The sequence below is a fragment of the Sphingobium chungangianum genome (assembly GCF_977014255.1).
Genome location: NZ_CDRNIV010000006.1, coordinates 1,948,585 through 1,967,541, shown reverse-complemented (window position 1 = coordinate 1,967,541; position 18,957 = coordinate 1,948,585). Strand labels below are relative to the sequence as shown.

General features: G+C 61.9%; 20 protein-coding genes and 1 pseudogene. 10 read left to right on the top strand and 11 right to left on the bottom strand.

What is annotated here, in order from left to right; all coding sequences use genetic code 11:
* Position 1: 1 nt before the first annotated feature.
* Positions 2–235, bottom strand: coding sequence for a phosphoribosylformylglycinamidine synthase subunit PurS (gene purS, locus ACWNC0_RS16840; protein WP_449473249.1), 234 nt, complete (start codon positions 233–235; stop codon positions 2–4).
* Between the two features lie 126 nt (positions 236–361).
* Here purS and ACWNC0_RS16835 point away from each other — a divergent pair, with 126 nt between their 5' ends.
* Positions 362–511, top strand: coding sequence for a hypothetical protein (locus tag ACWNC0_RS16835; protein ID WP_176502204.1), 150 nt, complete (start codon positions 362–364; stop codon positions 509–511).
* Positions 512–564: 53 nt separating this feature from the next.
* Positions 565–1,317 carry a sulfite exporter TauE/SafE family protein gene (locus ACWNC0_RS16830; RefSeq protein WP_449473247.1) on the top strand — a complete coding sequence of 251 codons (753 nt, stop codon included), beginning with the start codon at positions 565–567 and terminating at the stop codon, positions 1,315–1,317.
* A 79-nt stretch (positions 1,318–1,396) separates the two neighbouring features.
* Here the strand turns inward: ACWNC0_RS16830 and purC are convergent, their stop codons facing one another.
* From purC to otsB, 4 genes and pseudogenes are all read right to left on the bottom strand, one after another.
* Positions 1,397–2,179 (bottom strand): phosphoribosylaminoimidazolesuccinocarboxamide synthase, encoded by a 783-nt coding sequence (purC, locus tag ACWNC0_RS16825; RefSeq protein ID WP_449473245.1) that lies wholly within the window; start codon positions 2,177–2,179, stop codon positions 1,397–1,399.
* Positions 2,180–2,327: 148 nt separating this feature from the next.
* Positions 2,328–3,734: an alpha,alpha-trehalose-phosphate synthase (UDP-forming) gene (otsA, locus tag ACWNC0_RS16820; RefSeq protein ID WP_449473243.1), complete on the bottom strand. Its 1,407-nt coding sequence runs from the start codon at positions 3,732–3,734 to the stop codon at positions 2,328–2,330.
* Positions 3,731–5,456, bottom strand: a pseudogene (locus ACWNC0_RS16815) (glycoside hydrolase family 15 protein). Before ACWNC0_RS16815 ends, otsA begins: the two are co-directional and overlap by 4 nt.
* 152 nt (positions 5,457–5,608) lie before the next feature.
* Positions 5,609–6,373 (bottom strand): trehalose-phosphatase, encoded by a 765-nt coding sequence (gene otsB, locus ACWNC0_RS16810; protein WP_449473241.1) that lies wholly within the window; start codon positions 6,371–6,373, stop codon positions 5,609–5,611.
* A 115-nt stretch (positions 6,374–6,488) separates the two neighbouring features.
* Here otsB and parC point away from each other — a divergent pair, with 115 nt between their 5' ends.
* Together parC and ACWNC0_RS16800 are read left to right on the top strand one after the other, a co-directional pair.
* Positions 6,489–8,777 (top strand): DNA topoisomerase IV subunit A, encoded by a 2,289-nt coding sequence (parC, locus tag ACWNC0_RS16805; RefSeq protein ID WP_449473239.1) that lies wholly within the window; start codon positions 6,489–6,491, stop codon positions 8,775–8,777.
* Positions 8,778–8,861: 84 nt separating this feature from the next.
* The gene (locus tag ACWNC0_RS16800; protein ID WP_449473237.1) at positions 8,862–10,613 is read left to right on the top strand and encodes a putative bifunctional diguanylate cyclase/phosphodiesterase; all 1,752 of its coding nucleotides are present in this window, start codon (positions 8,862–8,864) and stop codon (positions 10,611–10,613) included.
* On the opposite strand, the gene ACWNC0_RS16795 is transcribed toward ACWNC0_RS16800, so the two are convergent.
* From ACWNC0_RS16795 to ACWNC0_RS16780, 4 genes are read right to left on the bottom strand one after another with little or no spacing between them, the layout of a single operon-like run.
* Positions 10,577–11,788: a CCA tRNA nucleotidyltransferase gene (locus tag ACWNC0_RS16795; RefSeq protein ID WP_449473235.1), complete on the bottom strand. Its 1,212-nt coding sequence runs from the start codon at positions 11,786–11,788 to the stop codon at positions 10,577–10,579. The genes ACWNC0_RS16800 and ACWNC0_RS16795 overlap by 37 nt on opposite strands.
* A complete protein-coding gene (locus ACWNC0_RS16790) occupies positions 11,769–12,380 on the bottom strand; it encodes a CoA pyrophosphatase (RefSeq protein ID WP_449473233.1) in 612 nt (203 codons plus the stop codon). Before ACWNC0_RS16790 ends, ACWNC0_RS16795 begins: the two co-directional genes overlap by 20 nt.
* Positions 12,377–12,943 carry a DUF1285 domain-containing protein gene (locus tag ACWNC0_RS16785; RefSeq protein WP_449474645.1) on the bottom strand — a complete coding sequence of 189 codons (567 nt, stop codon included), beginning with the start codon at positions 12,941–12,943 and terminating at the stop codon, positions 12,377–12,379. The genes ACWNC0_RS16790 and ACWNC0_RS16785 overlap by 4 nt, the downstream gene beginning before the upstream one ends.
* Positions 12,944–12,986: 43 nt before the next feature.
* Positions 12,987–13,505, bottom strand: coding sequence for a GNAT family N-acetyltransferase (locus ACWNC0_RS16780; protein WP_449473231.1), 519 nt, complete (start codon positions 13,503–13,505; stop codon positions 12,987–12,989).
* Positions 13,506–13,615: 110 nt separating this feature from the next.
* On the opposite strand from ACWNC0_RS16780, the gene ACWNC0_RS16775 reads away from it, so the two are divergent.
* On the top strand, positions 13,616–13,999 hold the full coding sequence (locus tag ACWNC0_RS16775) for a dihydroneopterin aldolase (protein WP_449473229.1): 384 nt from the start codon (positions 13,616–13,618) through the stop codon (positions 13,997–13,999).
* 13 nt (positions 14,000–14,012) lie between these two features.
* On the opposite strand, the gene ACWNC0_RS16770 is transcribed toward ACWNC0_RS16775, so the two are convergent.
* Positions 14,013–14,957 (bottom strand): isopenicillin N synthase family dioxygenase, encoded by a 945-nt coding sequence (locus ACWNC0_RS16770; protein WP_449473227.1) that lies wholly within the window; start codon positions 14,955–14,957, stop codon positions 14,013–14,015.
* A 75-nt stretch (positions 14,958–15,032) separates the two neighbouring features.
* Between ACWNC0_RS16770 and ACWNC0_RS16765 the strand changes: the two genes are divergently transcribed.
* Both ACWNC0_RS16765 and ACWNC0_RS16760 read left to right on the top strand, forming a co-directional pair.
* Complete coding sequence (locus tag ACWNC0_RS16765) at positions 15,033–15,440, top strand: EVE domain-containing protein (RefSeq protein WP_449473225.1); 408 nt, start codon at positions 15,033–15,035, stop codon at positions 15,438–15,440.
* 134 nt (positions 15,441–15,574) lie between these two features.
* Entirely contained in the window at positions 15,575–15,859 is a 285-nt protein-coding gene (locus ACWNC0_RS16760; protein ID WP_449473223.1) for a hypothetical protein, read from the top strand.
* 69 nt (positions 15,860–15,928) lie between these two features.
* On the opposite strand, the gene ACWNC0_RS16755 is transcribed toward ACWNC0_RS16760, so the two are convergent.
* Positions 15,929–16,231, bottom strand: a complete 303-nt coding sequence (locus tag ACWNC0_RS16755; RefSeq protein ID WP_449473222.1) for a glycine zipper 2TM domain-containing protein — start codon at positions 16,229–16,231, stop codon at positions 15,929–15,931.
* A gap of 324 nt (positions 16,232–16,555) precedes the next feature.
* Here ACWNC0_RS16755 and ACWNC0_RS16750 point away from each other — a divergent pair, with 324 nt between their 5' ends.
* From ACWNC0_RS16750 to ACWNC0_RS16740, 3 genes are all read left to right on the top strand, one after another.
* A complete protein-coding gene (locus tag ACWNC0_RS16750) occupies positions 16,556–17,185 on the top strand; it encodes a class I SAM-dependent methyltransferase (protein ID WP_449473220.1) in 630 nt (209 codons plus the stop codon).
* Positions 17,186–17,249: 64 nt separating this feature from the next.
* Positions 17,250–18,182, top strand: coding sequence for an ABC transporter ATP-binding protein (locus ACWNC0_RS16745; protein WP_449473218.1), 933 nt, complete (start codon positions 17,250–17,252; stop codon positions 18,180–18,182).
* Positions 18,179–18,949 (top strand): ABC transporter permease, encoded by a 771-nt coding sequence (locus tag ACWNC0_RS16740; protein ID WP_449473216.1) that lies wholly within the window; start codon positions 18,179–18,181, stop codon positions 18,947–18,949. The genes ACWNC0_RS16745 and ACWNC0_RS16740 overlap by 4 nt, the downstream gene beginning before the upstream one ends.
* Positions 18,950–18,957: the final 8 nt, after the last annotated feature.

Genomic DNA, 18,957 nt, shown 5'->3' with positions numbered 1-18,957 from the left:
CTCAGGCCACCTTTTCGATGCGGTAGTTTTCGATCACCGTGTTGGCGAGCAGCTTGCGGCACATGGCGTCGATATCATCGTCGCTGGTGCCGTCGGCCAGGCCCAGCTCAATGAGCTTGCCCGCGCGCACGTCGTTGACGCCCGAGAAGCCCAGACCGTCGAGTGCGTGGTGGATCGCCTTGCCCTGCGGGTCGAGAACCCCGCCCTTTAGGGTGACGAAGATGCGGGCTTTCATGAGGCCAAAAACTCCGTGGATTGCTATGGCGCACCCCCTAGTCCCCTGCGCCGCGCCAAGCAAGGCATTATCCCTTTATTAGCGAGACGGCGCTATGGTTTCGGGACGGGATAGAGGGTTTTGAATATGGCTGGTCTTGCACTGGCGATGTTTGTGGGGCTTTTCGCCTTTGGGCAGCAGATCGTCGGCTATGACGATCCGCATGGCCGTGTGCAGCTGGCCCTGCTGGCTACCTTTGCCTTCGGTGTTCTGATCGGATACCGGGCTAGCGCCTGAGCTTAGCTGGAAAAGCTGTTCGCTTCAGCGCTCCTCTGCTTTAGGGCGGGGCGATGAGCGGCGATTACCTTTATTATACATGCGCGATCGTGGCGGTGATCCTTTCCGGCCTCGCCAAGGGTGGCTTTGCCGGGGCAGGGGCGCTGGCCATGCCGATCATGGCGCTGGGCATCGATCCGGTACGAGCGGCGGCGATCATGCTGCCTATCCTCATATTGCAGGATGCGGTGAGCGTCTGGTCGTTCCGGCATAGCTGGGATCGGCATATATTGAAGGTGATGATGCCGGGCATGGTTGTCGGCGTGGGGCTGGGTTACCTGTTCGCCGCGCGGGTGCCGGAGACGGCTGTGTTGGGGGCGCTCGGTTTCATTTCTGCGCTGTTTGGCGCGCAGAGGCTGTGGGTTGAGCGGGGCGGGAAGGTTGTGTTGCCGTCCAGTTCGCCGAATTGGGTCGGGACGTTGCTGGGCGTGGCGAGCGGCTTTACCAGCCAGATCGCGCATGCGGGAGCGCCGCCATTTCAGATGTGGGTGCTGCCCAAGCGGCTGGCGCGCGACACGCTGATCGGCACTACGGCGATTGCCTTTGCCATCATGAACTGGATCAAGGTGCCTGCTTATGCGGCGCTGGGGCAGTTTACGCGGGCCAATTTGACGGCGACTGCGATGCTGGCGCCGGTGGCCATTGGCGCGACTTACGCAGGGGTGGTGCTGGCGCGCAAGGTTGATCCGGCGCGGTTCTACACGCTGATCTATGTGTTGATGGTGCTGTTGGGGGTGAAGTTGATGGTGGATGCGGTGGTGGGGTGAGCGGCGCGCTATTCCCCTCCACCACTCGCTTTGCGAGCGGTCCCCCTCCCCATCTATCGATGGGGAGGATTTGAGACGGTTAGTCCTTGCTGCGCTTCTTGCGGTGGGTGTCGAGGTCTAGGACAGTCGTGTCCGCGCCTTCGGGCAGGAGGCCCAAGCGGCGGGCGACTTCCTGATAGGCTTCGACTTCACCGCCGAGGTCGCGGCGGAAGCGGTCCTTGTCCAGCTTTTCGCCGGTGTTCATGTCCCACAGGCGGCAGCCGTCCGGGCTGATTTCGTCCGCCAGGATGACGCGGCTGAAGTCGCCGTCCCACAGGCGACCGAACTCCAGCTTGAAGTCGACAAGGCGGATGCCGATGGCCGCGAATAGGCCGCACATGAAGTCGTTGATGCGGATCGCCATGTCGGCGATGTCGTGCATCTCTTCCTGCGTGGCCCAGCCGAAGCAGGCGATATGCTCTTCGGACACGAGTGGGTCGCCCAGCGCATCGTCCTTGTAGCAATATTCGATGAGGGTGCGGGGCAGCTGCGTGCCTTCCTCAATCCCCAGTTTCTTGCTCAAAGAACCGGCGGCGACGTTGCGGACCACGACCTCGATCGGCACGATTTCAACCTGGCGGACGAGCTGTTCGCGCATGTTGAGGCGGCGGATGAAGTGGGTCGGCACGCCGATCTGACCGAGCAGGGTGAAGATATGCTCGGAGATGCGGTTGTTGAGTACGCCCTTGCCGGAAATCGTGCCCTTCTTCTGCGCGTTGAAGGCGGTGGCATCGTCCTTGAAATATTGGATGATCGTGCCGGGCTCAGGGCCTTCGTAAAGGATCTTTGCCTTGCCTTCGTAGATCTGGCGGCGACGGGCCATGCGCGTTCCTGTCTTCCCGAGAAAAGAATGTGCCCCGGCAACGCGAATCGAAGAGGATCAGCGGGTGCCGGGGCTGCTGGCTGGCCCATAGACCAAAGCAGACAGGGGTGCAATTAGCGCGCTGATCTGGCGGCGAACTGTCGTGGGTTCAGTGCGCGATTTCGACGTCTGCCGCTTGCTCATCGTCGCGACGTACGGCCATCAGGCGTTCGGTGAAGCAGCGGCGCCACCAGCTGATGTCCTGTTCCTCGACGCAATCCATCATCGAACGCCAGCGTCGCTTGCGTTCATCCAGTGGCATGGCGAGGGCGCGGGTGATGGCGTCCGACATCTCCTCCGGGCTGTAAGGGTTGATGAGGAGCGCGTCCTTTAGCTGGGTCGCGGCGCCAGCAAAGCGGGAGAGGATGAGGACGCCGGGATTGGTCGGGTCCTGCGCGGCGACATATTCCTTGGCGACAAGGTTCATGCCGTCGCGCAGCGGGGTGACGAGGCCGATCCGAGCGGCACGATAGATGCCCGCCAGCTTGTCGCGCGGATAGCCCTGGTTCACGTAACGGATCGGCGTCCAGTCCACGTCACTATATTCGCCGTTGATGCGTCCGGCGGTGGCGTCAAGCGTCGAGCGGATGTGCTGGTAGCTTTCCACTTCCCCTCGCGAGGGCGGCGCGATCTGCGTCAGGACCACCTTGCGATGATGTTCGGGATGGTCCTTGAGGAAGCGGGCATAGCCGCTAAATCTTTCCTCCAGCCCCTTGCTGTAGTCGAGCCGGTCCACGCCAACGATCATCGCGCGGTCCTGCAATGAGCGGCGGACTTGTTCGAACATGTCCCGCGCGGGTTCGCTGACGGCGGCGTTGGAAAATTCCTGCGCGTTGATGCCTATGGGGCAGGCGATCGCCTGAATCGTGCGGTCGCCCAGCGTGACGAAGTCGCCATTTACCGTCCCGTTCATCTCCCGCTCCACATAATGGCGGAAGGATTCGAGCCATTCCTCGGTATGGAAGCCGATGACGTCATAGGCGAACAGGGTCTGCACCAGCTTGGTATGATGGGGCAGGGACACCAGCAGACGCGTGGGCGGCCATGGGATGTGGAGGAAGAATCCCATCCGGTTGTTATGCCCCTTGTCGCGCAACATCTGGCCGAGCGGAATCATGTGATAATCCTGCACCCAGATAATGTCTTCGGGCTCGATCAGCGGGCTGGTCGTGTCGGCGAAGCGGTGGTTGACGCGGTTATAGCCGCCCTCGAAATCGCGGGCATATTCGGCAAGGTCGATGCGGAAGTGGAAGAGCGGCCACAGCGTCTTGTTGGCATAGCCGTTATAATATTCGTCGACGTCCTGCTCTTCGAGGTCGATCGTTGCCGTCTTTACGCCTTCATCTTCGGAAAAGCCGATATGGCCAGTGAAATTTTCGGTGACTTCGCCTGACCAGCCGACCCAGATGCCCCGGCTTTCGCGCAGCGCCTGTGCCAGCGCCACGGCAAGGCCACCCTGATTGCCGGACTTGTTGGGCCTGCTGACCCTGTTGGAAATGACTATCAGGCGGCTCATCGCATAACGCTCCACGGCTTGCTCAACAGAACGGCGCAGTTGATGATGCCGACCAATGAGTAGGTCTGGGGATAATTGCCCCACAATTCCCCTGTCGCGGGATCGATATCCTCCGACAATAGCCCGGCGGCGGTGCGGCGGGACAGCATTTCTTCAAACAGCAGCCGCGCTTCTTCCGTGCGGCCGGTGCGGTGGAGGGCCTCTATCAGCCAGAAGGTGCAGACGTTGAAGGCGGTGACGGGCTCCCCGAAATCATCCGGCGTGCTGTAGCGCAGCATGTCATTGCCCCGGCGCAGGTCCTTTTCGAGCGCCTTCAAGGTGCCGACGAACATCGGATTGTCGGCGGTTAGGAAGCGCAGGTCCAGAAGCTGAAGCAGCGAGGCGTCGCGGGCATCATCCTCGAAATTGGCGGAGATGGCGTTGCTGCCGCTGCGCCAGGCCGATTGCAGGATGCGCGCCTTCATGATCTCGGCCCGTTCGCGCCAATAAACCTCCCGCTCGGGCAGGTCGAGCGCGGCGGCGGCATGGGCGAGGCGGTCGCAGGCGGCCCAGCACATCACGGCGCTGTAGCTGTGCACATGCGCGCGGGTGCGCAGTTCCCACAGGCCAGCGTCGGGCTGGTCATAGACCGACCATGCGCGTTCGCCGACCGCTTCCAAGGATTCGAAGTCGGACATGCTCGCCATGCGAAGCAGTCGCTGGTCGATGAAACCCTGAACCGAGGACAGCACGATCTGGCCATAGGCGTCATGCTGAATCTGGGAATAGGCGGCGTTGCCGACGCGAACCGGCCCCATGCCGCGATAGCCCGGAAGGTTCTGCGCCTCGCGTTCCTCCAGCGTGGCGTTGCCGCGCACGTCATAGAGCGGCTGGATGTGACCGCCCTTTGCGCCGTCGACGATGTTGCGGAGGTAGACGAGGTAGCTTTCCAACACGTCGAGCGCGCCGAGCCGGTTCAGTGCCTCCACGGTATAATAAGCGTCGCGTATCCAGCAGTAGCGATAGTCCCAGTTGCGCCCCGAGTTCGGCATGTTCCGGGATGCTGGTGGTCAGCGCGGCGACGATCGCGCCGGTTTCCTCATGCTGGCAAAGCTTGAGCGTGATGGCCGAGCGAATGACCGCTTCCTGCCATTCGGCGGGAATGGCGAGGCCGCGGACCCAAACCTGCCATTCGTGGATGGTGTCGTCCAGCATCCGCTCCACTTCGGGGCGAAGCGCATCCGAAAAGCTTTCGTCCGGCCCGAGGAAGAAGTGCATGTCATGTTCGAGCCGGAACCAGCTTTCCTGGGAAATGAGGCCGATGGGCGCGTTGGTCGACATGCGCATAGCCATATAGGACAGGACGAGCCGAATATGGTTTGAGCCATAGCTGATCGGCACGCTTTCCGAATTCCAGGACGTGGTCGGGCGAAGCCGCACGCGGATGCGGGGGCTGCCTGCCACGGGTCGGACGATCCGGGCGAACGCCACTGGCCGATACATGCGGCCCATGTGGCGATGGCGCGGGCAGAAGTCGTAAAGCTCTATGGCATTGCCGTGATCGTCGGTCAGGCGGGTCACGAGGATGGGCGTATTGCGGGTATAATGCTGCTCGACGCTGACGCAGTTTTCCAATTCAATTGCCCAGAAGCCGCGCGCGTCTGGCGCGTCCCAGCTCTTATCATCAAGAAGGGCGGAAAAGACTGGGTCCCCGTCCACGCGGGGTACGCACGCCCATATCATCCGCCCAGCGCGATCGATCAGCGCGGATGCCTGGCAATTGCCGATGGGCCAGAGATCGAGAGTGCGTTCGTTTCCGGCGGAATGCGTTTTACTGGTCCTGACTATCGGTCTGCCCCCCTGGCTCATTCGAACGAGGGGGCGCCAGCCATGGCTCAGCCGGGCCTGACGACCCCCCGCGCGAGATAATGCCTGACAGCGGCAACCTGTTCCAAAGAGAATGCGGCGAGTGTCGTCCGGGGCGGGCCGACCAGAATGCCCGCGCCGCCCAGTTCAGTGGCAGCGGCAAAGCCTTCCTCATCCGTGACATCGTCGCCGATGAAGAGCGGGCGTCCCCCTGCCATGGGAGTGCGGGCCATCAGCGTGTGGACCGCGCTGCCCTTGTCCGCGCCGCCGGGGCGCAGTTCGAACAGCATCTTGCCCGGTTGCACGGCGAGGCCAAGTTTGGCGGCGAGGTCGCTGGCCAGTTCGCCCGCCTGCTCGCCCCATTGGGGTGCGCCACGGAAATGCAGGCCAACGCTGATCGATTTGCGTTCCACCAATATGCCGGGCTTACCGTCCGCAAAGCTGTGGAAGGCCGCTTCGGCATCATCGACCGCCGGGCGACGAGGGGCGGCTTCGACCTGTTCGCCCGGCTGGGCGAATTCCAGTCCGTGCGTTCCGGCAAGCAGGAAGTTGGCGAAGCCGAGATCGCGCAAGGTGACGATCGACCGGCCGCTGACGATAGCCAGACGGCCTTGCAGCACATCGCGCAATTCGCCGAGCAGGGTGAGCAGATCGCCATCCACGACCACGCCGTCAGGTGTAGCGGCGATCGGCGCGAGGGTGCCGTCAAAGTCGAGAAACAGCGCCGCGCCAGTCAGCAGCGAGGCAGGCGGCGGCGGGAGGGCGATGACAGGAGGTGGGTTGGAATCGGACACGGGCGCAAATTGGCGCGTGGCGGCGAATGTGCAAGCCCCGGAAGCGGAGGAGGTGAATTTTTCGGGGCTGTAATCCCCGTTTCCGTTTTGTCGTTGCGCTGCTATTCCGATCGCGATGACCGATTTTCGCGACCCGTTCGACGCTATCAAGGATCACCCGTTCGACGAAGCGCTGTCCCAGCGCTACCTCGTCTATGCGCTTTCCACGATCACGGCGCGGTCGCTGCCGGACCTGCGCGATGGATTGAAGCCGGTGCACCGGCGGTTATTGTGGGCGATGCGGCTGCTCAAGATGGAACCGGGCGGCGCGCCGCCGGATGTGCTGGTCGCCAATCCGGCGCGCAACACGACATCCTACAAGAAATGCGCGCGTGTCGTGGGCGACGTGATCGGCAAATATCACCCGCATGGCGATACGTCGGTCTATGATGCCATGGTGCGGTTGGCGCAGGATTTCTCCCTGCGCACGCCCTTGGTCGATGGGCAGGGGAATTTCGGCAATATCGACGGCGATAATGCGGCGGCCATGCGCTACACCGAGGCGCGGCTGACGCAGGCGGCGGCCGATTTGATGGCCGGGCTGGACGAGGGAACGGTCGAGTTCAGGCCCACCTATAATGGCGAGGATGAAGAGCCGGAGGTTTTCCCCGGCCTTTTCCCCAATCTGCTGGCAAATGGCGCAAGTGGCATCGCGGTCGGCATGGCGACCAGCATTCCGCCGCATAATGTGTCCGAGCTGATCGATGCCGCGAGCCTGCTGATCGAAAATCCGGATGCTGAACATGCCGACCTGATGCAGGTCGTGCGCGGGCCGGATTTCCCGACTGGCGGCGTGCTGGTGGATAACGCTTCCATCATTTCGGAAGCCTATGCGACGGGGCGGGGGTCGTTCCGCACGCGGGCGCGCTGGCACAAGGAAGATGGCGGGCGCGGAACCTGGGTGGCGGTGGTGACGCAAATCCCTTTCCAGGTGCAGAAGTCCAAGTTGATCGAGCATATCGCCGCGCTGATCAACGACAAGAAGCTGCCGATATTGGCGGATGTGCGGGATGAGAGCGACGCGGAGATCCGCATTGTCCTTGAACCGCGGGCGCGGACGGTGGATTCCGATGTGCTGATGGACAGCCTGTTCCGGCTGACTGACCTGGAGAACCGCTTTCCGCTGAACCTCAACGTACTGGACGCGAGCCGGACGCCGCGCGTTCTGGGGCTGAAGCAGGTGTTGATCGAGTGGCTGAAGCACCAGATCGACGTCCTGGTGCGGCGCGCGCAGCATCGGCTGGACAAGATCGCCGCGCGGGTCGAACTGCTCGACGGCTATATCATCGCTTATCTGAACCTCGACCGGGTGATCGAGATCATCCGGACGGAGGATGAGCCCAAGGCGGTGATGATGGAGGAATTTGGGCTGAACGACCGGCAGGCCGAAGCCATCCTCAACATGCGGCTGCGTTCCTTGCGCAAGCTGGAGGAGATGGAGCTGCGGCGCGAGCATGCGGGGCTGCTCAAGGAACGGGACGAGCTTACCAAGCTGGTCGAAAGTCCGACGCGCCAACGCAACCGGCTGAAGAAAGACCTGGCGGAACTACGCAAGCGCTATTCGCCAGAGAGCGATATCGGCAGGCGGCGGACTTTGGTGGAGGAAGCGGCGCCCGCGCGCGAAATTCCGCTGGAGGCGATGATCGAGCGCGAGCCGATCACCGTGATTCTGTCGGAGCGCGGCTGGATACGGGCGATGAGCGGTCATCGCGACCTTTCTTCGGCGGACACGTTGAAGTTCAAGGAAGGCGACGGGCCGAAAATCGCCTTTCATGCGCAAACGACCGACAAGCTGCTGCTGGCGACGGCGAGCGGGCGCATATTCACGCTGGGGGCGGACAAGTTGCCGGGCGGGCGCGGATTTGGCGATCCGGTGCGGTCGCTGGTCGATATGGATGATCAGGGCGACATCGTGGCGCTGTTCCCAGCGAAGACAGGAAGCGAGCTGTTGCTGGCTGCATCGGACGGCAGGGGCTTTGTCGCGGCGGTCGCGGATGTCATTGCCGAGACGCGCAAGGGCAAGCAGGTGGTGAATGTGCGTCCGGGCTCTCGCTTGACGGTGGTCCACATCATTGGGGCAGAGGCGGACAGCGTCGCCGTGGTCGGTGAGAATCGCAAACTGCTGGTGTTCCCGCTGGTCGAAATGCCGCGCATGTCGCGCGGGCAGGGCGTGCAGATGCAGCGTTATCGCGATGGCGGCCTGTCGGATGCCGTCACTTTCCGGATGAGCGATGGCTTAAGCTGGGCGATGGGCGGAGGAAGCGGGCGCACCCGAACCGAGGCCGACATGACGCCGTGGCGCGTTGCGCGCGGGGCGGCCGGGCGGATGCCGCCGGTTGGCTTCCCGCGAGACAACCGATTTTGATGAATGCGTAACGAGCCGCATATCTTCTTGAAATTACATCGGGTCATTTCCTGAAAATTTACCACTGGTATCTAATCCGGTGGCATGAAAACGGTGCCAGCGCGTATTCGGCCAGGTCAAAGGCTGGACGACAACCTCCTCGCGAGGTTCGAGCGCACGCATCTGCGCTGCCTGGCGGAGATGGAGCATTGGTTGGAGGCGATGCCGCACGCCGCAGCCATGTTATGTTTTAAAGACAATGACTTGTCGATCGTTGCTGTTAACAAGACTTTTTATCACAGCTTCCTGGACAGGGGCGATACCGGCGCCAAGTCGCCCTATTGCAAGGACTGGCGCGAACGGATCATTGAGGTTGCGCTTTCGGAAAGCGTCTCCGCCACGTTTGAATTGCGGCGTGATGGTCCTTTGGGGCCGGAATATTTCTCCTGCACCGCCGGGCTGCTGCCCTCGACTGACGAAGCGGCGCACCTCATTCTCTTCACCGCGCTGGACCGCACTAGCGATCGCGTGACCGAACGGAATTTACGCCGCGAATTGCTATCCGACGGGTTGACAGCGCTGCCGAACCGTACGGGATTTGGCGAGGAGATCGAAGACCGACTGCGCAATTCTCCATGGCCGAGCAATTCGCAGTTCGGGATCATCGCGATCGATCTCAGCCGATTTAGCCGGGTTAACGAATCGCTGGGGCCGATGGCGGGTGATGAACTGCTGATCACGGTTGCCAAGCGTTTGAAGTCGAGCCTGCGGCAGGGCGATGTGCTGGCGCGGATCGGCGGCAATGACTTTGCGATATTCGCTAGATTGAACAATGGTTTGTCCGACTGTCTTCATATCGTGCAGAGGGTAAGGGATGCGCTGAATTCGCCGATCCGCCTCAGTGATCTGCAAATTCGGGTCGACTGCGCGATCGGATGTGCTCTGGCGACAAGCCTGGACGATGACCCCGACGATATAATCCGCAAGGCGCAGGCGGCGGTGAAAATCGCCAAGCGTAGCGGCAAGGTGGAGATCTACCGCAACGGCGTGCTGAAGGAAGCGCAGCGGCGCTTTTCCATCGAAAGCCGCCTGCGCACCGCGTTGACACAAGGTGAGCTTACCTTGGCATATCAGCCGCTCATTCAGTTGCAGACGGGGGAGATTACCGGATTTGAAGCGCTCGCCCGGTGGAATGACCCTGAACTGGGTCATGTTTCCCCGTGCGAGTTCATTGCGGTTGCCGAGGAAAGCGGCCTCATCACGCCTCTCGGCCGGTGGGCGGCTTATGAGGCGGCGCAGGCGCTGAGCCGGTGGGACGCGAAATTCGGACAGGCAATGCCGGTCGGGGTCAATGTGAACCTGTCGCCGATCCAGATGGCGCGGGATGATGTGGCGTCGATGTTCGAGGAAGCGCTGCGCTATTCAGGCGTGTCGGGCAGGCGGCTGACCGTCGAACTGACGGAAAGCGCGATCATCGCCGATCCGGACAAGGCGCGGAAGCTGCTGGTTGCATTGAAGGACCTGCAAATGCCGATCGCCATGGACGATTTCGGCACGGGCTATTCCAACCTTGCCAGCTTGCACAGCCTGCCGATCGACATTTTGAAGATCGACCGCAGCTTTGTGACCAACATGCTGGATGACAAGGACAAGCAGGCGATCGTTCGCACGATCCTGTCGCTGGCCGAATCGTTGAACCTGCATGTCACCGCCGAAGGGGTGGAGACGCAGGAACTGGCCCATGGGCTGCAATCCATGGGATGCAGCCACGGGCAGGGCTTTTACTTCGCGCGTCCCATGCCCGAAAATGACGCGTTCGATTACTGGCGCGCGCGCTGGAATTTCGAAACGGTCTGATCCGCGATCTGATCGACCCGACCTGCCTCCGGGAAACCTTCTTCTACCCAGATACGCTGCACCTCGCCCAGCGCCTTGGCGACTTCGGGGCCGGGCGGCAGGCCGCGCGCGATCAGGGCGCCTCCGCCGATCGGCAGTTGCGGTGGCGTCCAGCCTTCGAGCGAGGCGATGCTGTCGAGGGATGCCGTGGGGTCGAGCAGGATGCGATCGATTGCACCTTCGACGCCGATGGTGAAGGCGAGCGCCCTGAGCGATGGGGCCGCCTTATGGGGCTCCAGCGCGAGGACGAGGCGTTTTCGCGCCTTGTTGGACAGTTTGAGGCGGGCGCCCACGGCATCAGCGGTACGCGCGTCGGGGGGGAGCAGGGCAGCCAGCCGGCGCAGCGCTGCGTACGGAATGCCAGCGTCGGCTTCCCGCGCGATCAACTGCCCCAGTCGAGCAAGTCCGTCCCTGTCGATCTCCGGAAGAACAGGAACGAGGATGCCGCCTTCGATCATCAATTGGAGCGAGGCGAAAGGATCGGGGAGGGCGAGGAGCTTCATCAGCTCATCGGCGATACGCTCACGCGACAGGGCCATCAGGCTGTTTGCGGCGGTGCGACAGGCGGCATATGCCTGCTCATCAGGCGTGTCGCGGCCGAAGCGGGCGAGGAAGCGGAAATAGCGCAGGATTCGTAGATGATCTTCGGCAATACGCTCACCCGCGCTGCCGATGAAGCGGACGCGGCCTGCTGCCAGGTCATCAACGCCGCCGAAAAAATCGGTCACTTCGTGGGTGTAGGGATCGGCGTACAGCGCGTTGATGGTGAAATCGCGCCGTGCCGCATCCTCCCGCCAGTCGGTGGTGTAGGCGATGGTCGCACGGCGGCCGTCCGTGCTGACGTCGCGGCGCAAGGTGGTGATTTCGACCGGCCAGCCCCCGATCACCGCCGTGATCGTGCCATGGTCTATGCCCGTGGGCACGGCCTTGATCCCGGCGGCCTTCAGGCGCTCCATCACCTCTTGCGGCTCCAGCGCCGTGGCGATGTCGAGATCGTTGACGGGAAGTCCAAGCAGTCCGTCGCGCACCGCGCCGCCGACATAGCGGGCAAGGCCCTGTTCCGCCCCCAACGCGACGAGCAGGCCGTCAAGGCCGGGCCGGTGGCGCCAATCGGCGTCAGGCAATAATGCGGTCAAGATCAAGCCTCCGCGACAGGTTGGCGAGTATGGCGGCGGTGATGCCCCAGATACGGCGATCATTCCACATTATTTCATAATAATGTCGTTCAACACCTTGATAATGGGCAGAATGTCTGACCCGGTTTGCGGGATCGAGCGCAAAGGAGAGGGGCAGTTCGAACCAGTCAGCGACCTCGTTTTCCTGCGGCATGAGCGGCAGGTCGGGCGGGATGACGCCCAGCACGGGCACAATGTCGAAGCCGGTGAAGGTGTGATAGCGGTCGGTCGTGCCGATGACATCCACGATGTCAGGGGGCAGCCCGATTTCTTCGTGCGCCTCCCGCAGCGCTCCGGCGATTTCGCTGGCGTCTTCCTGATCGACGCGGCCGCCGGGGAAGGCGATCTGCCCCGCATGTTTGCGCAGGAAAGCCGCACGCTCGGTAAGGATAAGGCCGGGTTCCGGTCGGTCAGTGATGGCGACGAGCACGGCGGCGGGCGCAAGAACGAGTTCGCCATCGATGCGGGGATCTCGTGTGTCCGATAGCATGAGCCCGACTTCGCGCGCATGTCCTTCGGCAAGCGCGGCGCGGACGCGGTCGGCCAAGGTCATGCGGAGCCGTCCAATGGGTAGAAAGCGCCATTGCTCCAGAGGCCAACCGGATCGCTTGCTTCGTCCAGCGCGAGGTTCATCAACTCATAATAGACGCTGCGGTTGACCAACGCCTCAAGCCCGCGACGTACGTGCAGATAGGGGTGCGGGCCATCCGCCGATTCCCGGATCACGAGCGGGTTTTCGGGGCCTGCGGGGATCAGGTCGCCTGTGTTGAGGCGAAAGGCGAGGGCGCGATTGCGGCCTTCGCCCTCGCTCTTTAGCTCGACGGCGAGGAAGGGGGCGTCGTCCACCTCGATCGACAGTTTTTCAACTGGTGTTACAAGGACATAAGAGCCGTCCTTTTCACGCCGCAGGATCGTAGAGAAGAGGCGGACCATGGCTTCGCGGCCGATGGGCGAACCCTGATGAAACCATGTGCCGTCGCGGGCGATGCGCATTTCGCTGTCGCCACAATGGTCGGGATTCCACTTTTCGACGGGCGGCAGCCGCTTTTCCTCGGCCAGGCGGGCTATGTCGGCCAGGGACAGGTTGGCAAGATCGGGGGGCGGGTCCATCGGCATGGCGTCGAGATAGGATCGCGCGGCGCCGAAGGCAAAAGGGAAATCACATTGGAGTGGTGATTCGCGGCCCAAGCATCCCTTCGCCGCCGATCGCGGCTCCATCGACCGAAAGAGCGAGTAGTCGGCGCGCTTCATAGGGGCCGGGGCAGCTCCAGCCGCCCGTGGATGCAGCGGAAAAGCCCCAGAAGCGGCCATAATATTCGGGATCGCCGATCATCATCAGCGGATCGCTATGGTGGGCGCGAGCGGCATTGACGACCGCGTCCATGAGCGCGCGGCCGTGGCCGGTGCGTTGGAGGGTGGGGGAGACAGCGACCGGGCCGACCATGATGAGCGGTGTCTGCGTTCCGTCGGCATGGGTGAGCGCCACCGGCCAGCTTTGGAGCGAACCGGCCAGCTCGCCATGTTCATCCATCATGCCGAAGGACAGCTCAGGCACCCAGGGCATGCCGTCGCGGATCAGATAGGCTGTGCGGCCGTGCCTGTCGGGACCGAAGGCGGCGTCGAGCAGTTGCTCAATCGCCTCTTCCGCCACGATGTTAAGGGGCACAATATGAGACACGTCTTGCCGATCCGCTGTCAATGGCGCATGGACCGCGCCGGAGCGGCGGGATTAACGCCTGTTCCGCAAAATTAAAGTCTATTCTGGCCATCGCCAGCAGCAGGAAAGCCATGGACCGCGGATTTGACGATTTTCTGACGCTGGAGGTCAATCATCTGGACGTCGATGTCCTGACGGGCATCTATTCGGAAGAAACCCATCTGCCGCAACCGCTGCGCATTTCCATCCGCGCGCAGTTGAAGGTCGCTGACCATTATGAACTGGATACGCCGTTATCCCGTTCGAAAAATTACATGGACCTGAAGCATGCCGCCACGAGCGCGCTGCCGGAAGGACAGCATTTCACGCTGATCGAGGCCGTGGCGGACCATATCATCGACACCATCTTGCTTCAGGATGACAAGGTGCTGCATGTCGAGGTGAAGATCATCAAGCTGGCGCTGAGCGAGAAGGGTGAGGAAATCGGCATCACGCTTGGTCGGTGGCGTAAATAGGCCTTTCGGGCGCTCAGCCCTTCACCAGTCCGATCTCGCGCAGGCGCTCGGTCAGATAGTCGTGCGCGGTGATCGGCGGGTCCCGGCGCGGGTGGTCCGCATCGACACATTGCGGCAGCGGTTCGATCAGGAAATCCGGGCGTAGGTGCAGGAAGAAAGGCATGGAATAGCGCGCGACGCCGCGCCGCTCCGGCGGAGGATTGATGACGCGGTGGCTGGTTGATCGCAGGCGATAGTTGGTCAGGCGTTGCAGCATGTCGCCGACATTGATTGCCAGCGCGCCGGGGGGCGGTACGACGGGGAGCCAGTTGCCCTGGCGGTCCTTGATCTCCAGGCCGCCTTCCTCGGCGCCGAGCAGCAGGGTGATGAGGTTGATATCCTCATGCGCGCCCGCGCGGATGCCCGGGGCTTCGGGCGAAACTGGCGGGTAGTGCAACAGGCGCAGGATCGAATTGCCGTTTTCGATAGCGTCGTCGAACCAGTGTTCGGGCAAGTCGAGATAGAGGGCGATCGCGGCAAGAAGCTGGGCGCCTATGCGGTCGAACTCTGCATAAAGACGGCTTAAAGTGGATTGAAATTCCGGTATTTCTTCGGGCCAGATGTTTGGCGGCATGGTGGCGCCAAGGGGGTGTCCTGCGGGTAGGTCGCGACCGACACGCCAGAATTCCTTGAGGTCATTCTCGCTCGCGCCCTTGGCGATTTCCCTGCCGAACGCCGTGTAGCCTCGCTGGCCGCCATTGCTGCTGGCATCGTAGCGGCGCTTTACATCCTCCGGCAGGGCGAAGAAGGCGCGGGCGAGCCTCCAGCCATCGTTGATCAGGGCGGCATCCATGCCGTGGTCCTTCACCATGGCGAAGCCGAATTGCCGGAACGAATCGCCGAGCGCTGTTGCAAAATCCGGCTTAGCCATCGCGGTGAGGGACAACAGTGGAACCTGTTCCAGCGGTGCGTGCGGCAAGTTTCGGCTTTCCTTCTGTCAATTGGCGCCGTCCGATCCTTGATCGGCCCGGGCGGCTGATGCAAGGAGGCGATCATGAACTATTGGCTCATGAAATCGGAACCCGATGTCTTTTCCTATGACGACCTGGTCGAGAAAGGAAAGGCGGAGTGGGATGGCGTTCGCAACCATGCCGCGCAGCTGAACATGAAGGCGATGCGCAAGGGCGACCTGTCCTTCTTTTATCACAGCAATATTGGTGTGGAAGCGGTCGGCATCATGGAGATTGTCGAGGAAGCCGCGCCCGACAGCACCGACGAAAGCGGCAAGTGGATCGCGGTGCATGTCGCACCCAAGGAAAAGCTGAAGAAGCCCGTTACGCTGAAGGCGATGAAGGCGGACCCGGCGCTGGCCGATATGGTGATGCTGCGGCAGTCGCGCCTGTCCGTGTCCCCTGTGACCGAAGCGCAGTTCCGTCACATCCTGGGGATGTCGGAGGCTTGAGGCGTGGCCGGTTGCGCCAGGCGCAACTGGTGATCCGCCTTTTGCGATTGCGCGCATGTGTCTGGCCCATAGGTTCGACACCAACAGAACAGAAATGCAGAGGTGTTTGATCGGCATTCACAAGGAGAAAACCTATGCGAATGCTGTCGAAATTCATTCTTATCGGTGCAGTCGGCACCGTCGCCGCTGCCCTTGCCCCCGTCCATGCGGAAGAAGGCAAGCAGCGCTTCACCCATGAAGGCTACACCTATGTCTATCAGGTGAAGGATACAAAGACGGGTCGGCTCGTGTCAGGCCGCCGCTATCCGGATGCCGTTGCGTTTAACCTGGCGATCAAGAACGGCAAGGTGTCCGGCGTGTCTGGCGGCCGACCGGTTGCGTTCAAGGTCGATGAGGCTCGCGGAGCCGCCTCGGAGTAAGCGGCGGTACTTTAGGAATTTGCACAGGGCGGCTTCCAATCGGGAGCCGCCCTTTTATGTGTTGGCAGATTAGCGGCAGCGGCGCTTGCTATCGATTTCCTTGCCGAGCAGCGCGCCGCCAGCAGCGCCCAAGATCGTGCCGGTGGCCCGATCACCGCGCGTGTCGATGGCACGGCCTACAAGGGCACCGCCTACGCCGCCGACGATAAGGCCGGTCGTGCCGTTGGACTTGCGACAATATGTCCGTCCGTCGCGGCCGCGCCATTCGCGATAGTGGTGATGCTTCCGGGCGCTGGCCCCGTCGGTCGGGATCGCCATGGACACAGGGATGGCCATCGAAAGGGCCGACAGGGCGATAATGGCTTTGCGCATAATTCTCCTCCGAAACAATGATTTGCTGTTGAACCCGCTCATAGTGGAGGAGGTTGCATGAACCTGCGGCAACGATGTAATATATTGATTATCAACTATTATTTTTGACTTTTGTAATGTGGGGCAGGATCTCGAGGCGATCACCTTCAGTCTTATCCTGCATATTTGTTCGGGAAGGCTTGCGGGCAGGTCCCGGTGGGAATCGCGACGCGCGCCGCACAAGTGAAAAATTTGCCATCTATAGACATGTTAAAGCCAATCGACGGCGCGCTTCAGGCTCGCTAAGGGGAGTCGCGATGACATGTTTCCGGTCGCCTTTCGCTCATGCATGACAAGTCCAAACGCGGCCGGGCAGTCGCCATGCCCCGGAGCGAATTCCGGGCGCGGGCGACGGAATATCTGGATTTCCTGGCCGCCTGGGTAAAGAAGCCGCGCCAAACCGCCTCGGTGGTGCCGAGCAGCCGCTATCTTGCCCGGCTGATGGTAGCGCATATCGACCCGCTGGATGGCCGGGTGATGGAACTGGGCGGTGGGACTGGCGTGTTCACCCGCGCGATCCTGCAGACGGGCCTGCCGCCGGAAAAGCTGGAGGTGGTGGAGATCAATCCCGCCTTTGCGCGCGGGCTGCGGCGGCACTTTCCGCATGTGTCGGTGCTTGAAACGCCAGCGCAGATCGTCTCGACGGCGGCGGCTGGTGAGCCGGGGCAATATCAGACGGTGATAAGCGGCCTTCCGCTGCTGGCGATGGACCGCCATGTGCATGCCGACATTCTGTCCGAAGCGTTTCGTATGCTGCGGCCGGGCGGCAGCTTTATCCAGTTCACTTATTCGACGCGGCCGCCGGTTAGCCGTGACGTGCTGCATGCGCTGGACCTGGAAGTCGCGCGGGTAGGACAGACGGTTCGCAATTTTCCGCCAGCCACCGTCTTTCGCTTTCATCGGCGAGGCGAATAGGCCGGTTGCGCTTGGACCCGGCGCCCCTATCTTGGCGTGCAGATAAAAAGGGGCTTTTGCGCGCATGGCGTCCATCATTACCGTTTCCGGGCTGACGAAAAGCTACGCATCGGGTTTTCAGGCACTCAAGGGCATCGATCTGGAGATTGAGGAGGGCGAGATTTTCGCCCTGCTAGGCCCCAATGGCGCGGGCAAGACGACGATGATCTCCATCATCTGCGGCAATGTGCGGCCCAGCGGTGGGACAGTGACCGTCGCCGGGCACGACATCGTGCGCGACTATCGCGGATCGCGCGCCGCGATCGGGTTGGTGCCGCAGGAACTGCACACCGACGCGTTCGAACGGGTGATCGATACGGTGCGCTTTTCCCGTGGGCTGTTCGGCAAGCCGCGCAACGACGCCCATATCGAGAAGGTGCTGCGCGACCTGTCGCTTTGGGACAAGCGCAACAACAAGATGCTTGAACTGTCGGGCGGCATGAAGCGGCGGGTGATGATCGCCAAGGCGCTGAGCCATGAGCCGCGCGTGCTGTTTCTGGACGAGCCGACAGCGGGGGTCGATGTCGAGCTGCGGCGGGACATGTGGAAGCTTATTGGTGAGCTGCGGCAGACCGGGGTGACCATCATCCTTACCACCCATTATATCGAGGAGGCCGAGGAAATGGCCGACCGGGTGGGCGTGATCAACAATGGAGAGCTGATCCTGGTCGAGGAAAAGACGGCGCTGATGAAGAAGCTGGGCAAGAAGAGCCTGACCGTGGCGCTTAACCAGCCGCTGCACCAGCTTCCGGCAGAGCTGAGCCAATGGGATTTGTCGCTAAAGTCCGACGGCCATGAGATCGAATATATTTTCGATACGCGTGCCGAGCGTACGGGCGTGTCCTCATTGTTGCGGACGCTGGGCGACCTGGGCATCGGCTATAAGGACCTCAACACGCAGCAGAGCAGCCTGGAGGATATTTTCGTCAGCCTGGTCCATCAGGAGAAGGTGGCATGAGCGGCTTCAACTATCGGGCGATCTGGTCGATCTACAAATTCGAATTGCATCGGTTCAGCCGCACATTGCTGACCGGGTTGCTGGTGCCGGTGATCACGACATCGCTGTATTTCGTGGTGTTCGGCGGCGCGATCGGGTCGCGTATGACGCAGATTGACGGCATCGATTATGCGGCGTTCATCGTGCCCGGCCTGATCATGATGTCGATGTTCACTGAGAGTATCTTCAACGCGAGCTTCGGCATCTACATGCCCAAATTCGCGGGCACCATTTATGAGCTGCTTTCCGCCCCGGTATCGGCGACGGAAACGGTGATCGCTTATGTCGGCGCGGCGGCAACCAAGGCGTTGAGCGTGGGCACGATCATATTCGTGACGGCGCATCTGTTCGTCGATGTCCATGTCGAGCATCCGATCGCCATGGTGGCGTTCATGGTGCTGATCGCGGTCAGCTTCTGCCTGTTCGGGTTCATCCTGGGCATCTGGGCACAGAGCTTTGAGCAGTTGCAGGTTATACCGCTGCTGCTGATCATGCCGATGACCTTTCTGGGTGGCGCTTTCTATTCGGTGCATATGCTGCCCGAGCCATGGCGCACGGTGACGCTGTTCAACCCGATCGTCTATCTGGTGTCGGGCTTCCGCTGGACCTTTTTCGGTCGGGGGGACGTGGGGATCGAGTTCAGCCTGTTGTTCATCGCAGGGATGCTGGCGGTGTGCCTGGCAGTTATCGGATGGGTATTCCGTACCGGCTATCGGCTGAAGAAATGAAAGGAGCG